5 protein-coding genes are annotated in these 6926 nt (G+C 41.9%); 3 read left to right on the plus strand and 2 right to left on the minus strand.

Going from position 1 to position 6926, the window contains the following annotated elements:
- Nucleotides 1-360 precede the first annotated feature (360 nt).
- The 3 genes from HB860_RS18810 to HB860_RS18820 are packed head-to-tail and all read left to right on the plus strand — an operon-like array spanning nt 361 to nt 4557.
- The gene (locus HB860_RS18810; protein WP_163148335.1) at nt 361-2220 is read left to right on the plus strand and encodes a hypothetical protein; all 1860 of its coding nucleotides are present in this window, start codon (nt 361-363) and stop codon (nt 2218-2220) included.
- A gap of 7 nt (nt 2221-2227) precedes the next feature.
- Nucleotides 2228-4126, plus strand: coding sequence for a hypothetical protein (locus tag HB860_RS18815; protein WP_163148334.1), 1899 nt, complete (start codon nt 2228-2230; stop codon nt 4124-4126).
- On the plus strand, nt 4126-4557 hold the full coding sequence (locus tag HB860_RS18820) for an HTH domain-containing protein (RefSeq protein WP_163148333.1): 432 nt from the start codon (nt 4126-4128) through the stop codon (nt 4555-4557). Before HB860_RS18815 ends, HB860_RS18820 begins: the two co-directional genes overlap by 1 nt.
- 223 nt (nt 4558-4780) lie before the next feature.
- On the opposite strand, the gene HB860_RS18825 is transcribed toward HB860_RS18820, so the two are convergent.
- Together HB860_RS18825 and HB860_RS18830 are read right to left on the minus strand one after the other, a co-directional pair.
- Complete coding sequence (locus HB860_RS18825; protein ID WP_163148332.1) at nt 4781-5623, minus strand: pentapeptide repeat-containing protein; 843 nt, start codon at nt 5621-5623, stop codon at nt 4781-4783.
- Nucleotides 5624-5829: 206 nt separating this feature from the next.
- Entirely contained in the window at nt 5830-6282 is a 453-nt protein-coding gene (locus HB860_RS18830) for an antitoxin Xre/MbcA/ParS toxin-binding domain-containing protein (protein ID WP_163148331.1), read from the minus strand.
- Nucleotides 6283-6926: the final 644 nt, after the last annotated feature.

A 6926-nucleotide genomic window follows, 5' to 3' on the forward strand; every position in this document is an offset into this window, starting at 1 on the left:
TCGACCGCAGTAATTAGAACAAGTTTGACTGTGTTGTATCCAAAATCGTGGCGGTCTGGAGGTGCTAACCTAGAATTTGCGAATGAATTACCCCCATTAATAGTGCAGAATAAACAAAGATTAATTAAGCCACACTTAGCATATGATTCCAAAAAACCACAAAAATTAAGTGTTATATATGTCTCGCTTTATGAATATAGACCTCAACAAATGATTGATTTAGATAGAAAAAATCAAATCTCCTTAGACTCTGATAATTATTAAAGTGTAAAATAATCAATAACTTACACCAATTGAAAGCAAAAACTTTCTTGGCTAGTCTACATTCCAGTTTAGGCTGACATGGTGCAAGTAGACGTTATGTCCAAGGTAGAGTTCGAAAAAATCCCCCAAACAAACAACAATATCCGCAGCCTAGGCAGCCTAGTTTTCGATAAACGTCACGAATTGGGCGACCGGGCACATCTAGATCTCACTAACATTTCCTCACACCAGGTATTAGCACGGGATTTTATTGCTGCACTCTATCAACACACCTCTCCCAGCCGGATAGCAAGTGACCTCACAATCTGGCCCTATGTCCAAACCATTAAGGAGTTTTTGGAATACGTAGATCAAAAAAAACTACCTGAGCAATTCCGAATGATGGAAATCACGTATGAATTTTTATTGGAATACCGAGCACACATCAAATTAACCTCGAGTGGTTTTAAATCCAGCCATTCACGTCGGCATTTCGGTAACCTAATCAGGCTACTCGCGGCGGCACAGGCTATTGACCTCGCACGTTCAGATTTCTCCCCCCCTCGAAATTTCGCTTATAAATCCGATAGTGACCGGATACAGCCATATACAGCTGGTGAGGCCCTCGATCTGGAACATGCCTGCCGCAGCGATATACGAGCACTGCTGGCTCGGCTCGATACTGGGAGACAGCTACTCACTACTGGTACTGATCCGAGAGGGCATAATAATAGACGCGACCCGCAGACTGGTCGAATGTTGCGTCTCGCCCCCAGTGAGCGACCATGGCTGCAACTGCCCAATATTTTGTGGTACATCGTCAATGTCATGAATGGGGAGTACCTAAAAAGATCAGCGCTACTTGCTGGCGGCCACAGCACATTTAATAATGTTATGATGGGATGTTATGATGTTCCATATAGAAAAAAAGACACATACTCGCTGCTATACCCCCTCACAACCGATCTAATACCATTTATAAATCTGCTAGCAAAAAAAACCGGCCGCAATGAATCATCAATTCTGAGTCTGACTCGAGACTGTTTACAGGAATACGATGGGCGCTTTGTCCTCTGGTATGAGAAAAATCGCGGTGCTGCACGTAGATATAAGAAAATAATTGATAATGAAGGGCAATTCTCTCCTGTTGCGCTGATACAGGTGCTCTTACAAGTCACAGAGCCACTAGTCAAATATGCCCCCTTGGCGGATCAAAAATATCTATTCCTAGGACTAACTGTAGAGGGACAGGGGCGAGAGCCAGTTAAAAAACTGGATCCTAGCTATATCAAGGCTCAGATGAACTGCATTGGTGGTTGGTGTGACCAACATGAACTCGCTGATGAAAATGATCAGCCGCTACGGGTATCGTTGAGACGCTGGCGTGTAACATATCTCACCAACCGCTATAAAAGATATGGACAACTGAGCAAAGTCACTAGGGATGCAGCACATACGCTAGCTACTACGACCGTCGATTATATTGCGAATGATTCAACCAAGCATATCCATGAGCAGGCTATCAGAGATGCGCTTAATGAAGTAAGACATCTGGCTCGTCCTCAGATCGTGCCAGATGACAATCCTGAAAAAATCGCGGTAGTTTTAGATACGGATATAACTACCGCTGGGAAAATTACCAGAGGTGAACAGGATGTATTATTTGCATCCTGCTTGGATTTTTACAATCGGCCTGGTGGTCAACCGAATATGCCATGTGATAAACCATGGGGCTGTTTCACGTGCTCCAATGCCATCATTACACGCCATGTGCTGCCTCGCGTAATAGCACTTCGCGACCTGATTATACAGGCCCGTACCGAATTATCCGCAGATGACTGGAATGGGAAATTTTCGTTCCTCTGGCATGTAATAACCCATGATGTTCTGCCACGATTTTCATCCGATGCTATTGAGGAAGCTGAGCGTCTAGCTCAGGAGCAGATTTTTTACATCCCACTGGATATCAGGACGTAATATTGCAATGAAACTGAACCCTACCGCCTCTCTGCTTGAAGCAGGACTAACAACCAGTAAGTTTGTCTCTCCTGACACGGCAGTTTCTACCCAATCAGTATTTAGCAATGCACTATGGAAGATGTCCTCGCTCGTGAGTACCCCTGGTATATCAGAGTCCGATAAGACCTGGGATTTTCGAGACGTTCCTGGCTATCCATATGGATTCTCGTTAGCAATGGCTGAATATGCATATGCCAGACTATACAACGCAGTCGCAACTCATGACCGAGAAAGTGAATGGTTAACTCTACATAATGAGCTATACATTCTAAAAAGCTTCTCTAAATACTGTGCAAGTCAGGGCCGACAAGGCTTTTACGAGGTTGATAACAACCTGCTCGAACGATACCTGGATTATACCATGTATGTTGAGTGTAAGACGGACGCTAGAATATATAATATATTTCGCATCATATATCGTCTATGGGAGTACAGCAGCCGGATTACTATGCCGCTCACCAACATGCCGTTCGATAGACCATTCAATAAAATGTTCACCCAGAAAAAAGATCGGGTCGATACTGAGAATCGGACACCGCCGATTCCTGAGCCTATCTACACCGCCATCATGAGTGCAGCATTAGATTACGTGTTGGAATACAGCCATGTTATCCTGGACACTTGGGAGCAGTTGCACATTTTATGGCATAGTGAGATTGCACACTTGCATTTGAGCGAGAGCATGAAAACCAAGCGGTTCACTATAGTCGCAAAAAAATTAATGAAAGATGTTAATTCTGGCTGGCTGAAAAAGCCAATACAGACATACGGTGATCTATATGTTGAACTTCAGCAATTGCGCACAGCATGCACTCTCACTATTCTAGCCTACTCGGGTATTCGCACCACAGAATTGCTATCTTTGACCGCAGGATGCTACATAAAAGATTTTAGTGTAGATGGTCAATCTATCTACTATATCAATACTATTTTACATAAACATACAGGTAATGGCAGAAAAGATACATGGGTTGTCATCGAGGAGGTCGTTAACGCCATTAAAATAATAGAAGCATTAACAAGAAAAATAAGAGATGCTGCAAACGATCAGCGCCTCATGCTCACTGATGGCTCAAACAACAGTTTTAGTGTAAATAAAATTTTCACAGGAAGAACCTTTACTGAGTTCACGATGACATCAATTGTTTACCAACTTAACTCTTTCAGAGATCATTGCAATGTAAATCTAGACCGCGCACCAATACCTGAGTGGCCCAATGAATTTGGCGTGTCTGAACCATGGTCGTTCAATGCTAGGCAATTTCGCAGAACATTAGCCAGATTCATAGCCAGACAACCATTCGGTATCATTGCTGGCATGCTGCAATACAAGCACGTTGAGGTTGCTATATTCCAGGGATATGCTGGTGAAGAACCTGAGTGGAATAAACTGCTGAAACAGGAAAAAGTTCTTGCGAGTGTCGATATTTTGGGTGAATTAGCAATGGATCTATCACAGGGAATGGTGGCTGGTGAATTTGGCACCCATCTGAAATCGCAGTTCAATGCAGAATTTCGTGGACGGGCCGAGGATTATCCACCATCACAGATAGCAAAATGGTTGGCAAACACAAATAAAGCTTTATTTGTAGGTAAATTCAATTTTTGTTTCTTCGACCAGACCAAGGCGATTTGCACATCAAGAAACCCATCTATAGACAAACCCATAATAAATTTCTGTCAACCAAGTAATTGTAGTAATGCCTGCATCTCAAAACGCCATAAATCCCTATGGGAAGCTCAGTTAACTCAAGCCCATGAGTTTTACAGGCACCCGAAGACCTCTGTATTTCAGAAACACCAACTCCAAGTTGAAATTCTGAGTTTAGAGAGTGTCGTCCAAGAATTAAAAGAGGCTCAATAATGGCAGATAAACATCATCAGGCTATCATTGATGCACTGGATGTATTAGCTAGAGGGGCATCCACCAAAACCAATGGCAAAATAACGAGTGTTAATTTAGCTCGAGAAGCTGGAGTCAGTAGAGCAACCATTTATCGATATCTTGATGAATTTCAAGACCTAAATGATGCGTTTGAGGCGTTGAAAAAAAACGGGATCCAACGAACTGACAATGCTCCTATAACGTTACTTGAGGCATATCAGCAACGAGAATTAGAGGTGAAAAAGCTTCGTTCGGAGTTGAAAGAATGCAAACAAGATATTGTCAACATAAATAAACTGAGAGCTCATCAAATCCAACTTCTATGGATGGAAAATAATCGATTACAAGATGAGCTCTCTCGATTAAAAAGTCTAGTAGCAGACAATATTTCCAATCTGCTCACTAAGTGATAGCTATTGATTAAGCCTCAGGTTGACATTAAACAGGCTGATTTTGTGAGATCTTAACTATCATGCATACTAGAAGGCCAAGATTTCCAGTAAAAATTGTAGCATAATTTTGTTGACTATTAGCCAATGAGTGGTATATTTTTCTTCAGTAATGGCGCGATGTGGGTCAGCTACTCCATGTAAACTTGGGTAGTGAAGGGGTTCAATTCCCCTATTGCCACCATTACAACCCCTTAATATCACTTCTTAATGACTTCAGTTCATTTTTTAATTCATCATCAACAACGATATAATCCAAGCATTTTGCCCTTAGTAAGTTTGCTGCTTTAAGATATTTTGCACCCCTAAAATTTGCATTTCTCAGATTTGCATTCTCAAAATTTACTTCCCGTAAATTACATTCTTTAAAAATCGAACTCTGTACGTCTGCATTAATGAATTTGGCACGTTCAAGATTAGAGTGTGAATAGTCCACTCCATGGGCTGTAGCATTAATAAATGCAACCTTTTTCATTTTACAACCCAGAAAAAGTGTGGACTTTATTTGTGTTTCAGAGAAGTCCGCTCTGAGAAGAGTCGTTTCAGTGAAGCTTGTCTCAGAAATTAATGACTTCATAATTTTTAAATTATTAAGAGTTGAGTCTTTCACATTCAACCCGTTGACCCTGACGCTTGAAATTATCAACTCATCAACATTAAAATTCATTACCCCTAATTTATTTAGCCTATACATTAGGCCTATTTTCCGATGATTCACCTCAGGTAAATCTAGGTAGGACATGTCATTCAATTCATTAATCATATTTTTCCGCTCATTATATATAGAGCGCCTAGTATCTAGCCACACTACGACGACCCCGATTATGAGGATATCAAACACCATACCATGGGCTTCAACCAGCACATTCTCCCAAAATGACTTATTATATAAACCAATTGTTGTATTAGGAAAAATATGACTACTTACAAAATCCCAACATAGAGTAAGAAACACAACTATAAGCAATATTAATAAAAACAATGAACTTACTGCCCTGAGCGGTGTTTTGTTAACAACATTAAACATTAATTTTTATCCTTTTGAAAATGCTGCTCAATCATATTAACTCAACATATCAACACATTTTCTATATATCGCCCACTTTGAGTCCCATTAGTTGTAAGCTTTAGTAACTTAATTTTTATAACTTTTTAAAGTTGAGAAAGTAAATATCAATTGCTTTTAGGTATTTTTGAAAAATCATTGCTAATTTCCGCATCGGAACTATCACTTTATTGACACACCCCATGCTGAATCCGTCCCACCAAATTCACAACAGCCTGAACCCCCATCGGTGTATTCAGCAATGTGGCTGGAGCCACGCCACCGAGGCCCCAGGCTGGTCTGTTTATCCATGACAACGCCTTGGCAGTATCGTTCTTGTTGAGGGATAGTGCCGCATTGAGGGCCTGTACAACGCCGTATACCCTAGCACCCTGAGAGATTGATAGGGGGGCCCCAATCCTCAGCTTGCGAGCAACAGTGTGGCGGCTAATGCCTGCTAGGCGGCATATCAAACCTATGTCTGCACTCATCAATTCAGCCAGTCGATGAATGCTGCCAGGAGCTACGCCAGCCACGATCCATAGATGCGACCCCAACGGGTCGCTGGGGATCCCAAGAGAGCTAGATAGCGTCATCACAGAGGCTTCGGTCTTACCTGGATGATAACTGGAATAGGACATGATGAAATCTCCCCTGAACCTACGATACGCGATTACCCTATCCTATCCGTTCAATGTGGCGGTGGCGATGTTTGTTGGATGAGGTACTGGATGCAGAGGTTGAAGAGCCCAATTCGGGTAATACCAACTTTTTCGTGAATCTCTGTGCATAATTCTATCTGGGGTCTTTATGAGACTTGAATTCTCATATATTTACTATGCTATAACCAAGCTAGCTAGCCGAGAGAACATTCAGTGACCATCAATTTTGATTATCGTTGTGGCATCTTAGAGGCAGCCGACACAAAAACTGGCCGAGAATGGTGTTGGTATAAGGGTGATCCCGAGGTTACCAGAACTGAAAATGGCGAGTTATTGAGTTCGATAGGTGTTCCTATCGGAGCCACTGTTGTTGAGGTGAAAACCCTTATTCGCATGGATACCAAAAAGTAGCCAAAAACAGGTTGCACCATATATAGTCAGTCCGCGTATGATAACTCCTATTCTCATCAGATTAGGGAAGGTGCGAATAAGCGGGGAAATTCTTCTCGGCTGACTCAGTCATTTCATTTCTTCATGTTTGAGCCGTTTTTTCTCCCGTAAATGCCTTGAATCAGCCTATTTAGACCGTTTCTTCGCCATTTAAGGCGTTATTCCCAGTTTTT

The organism is Aeromonas genomosp. paramedia (assembly GCF_023093515.1).
Lineage (GTDB): Bacteria > Pseudomonadota > Gammaproteobacteria > Enterobacterales > Aeromonadaceae > Aeromonas.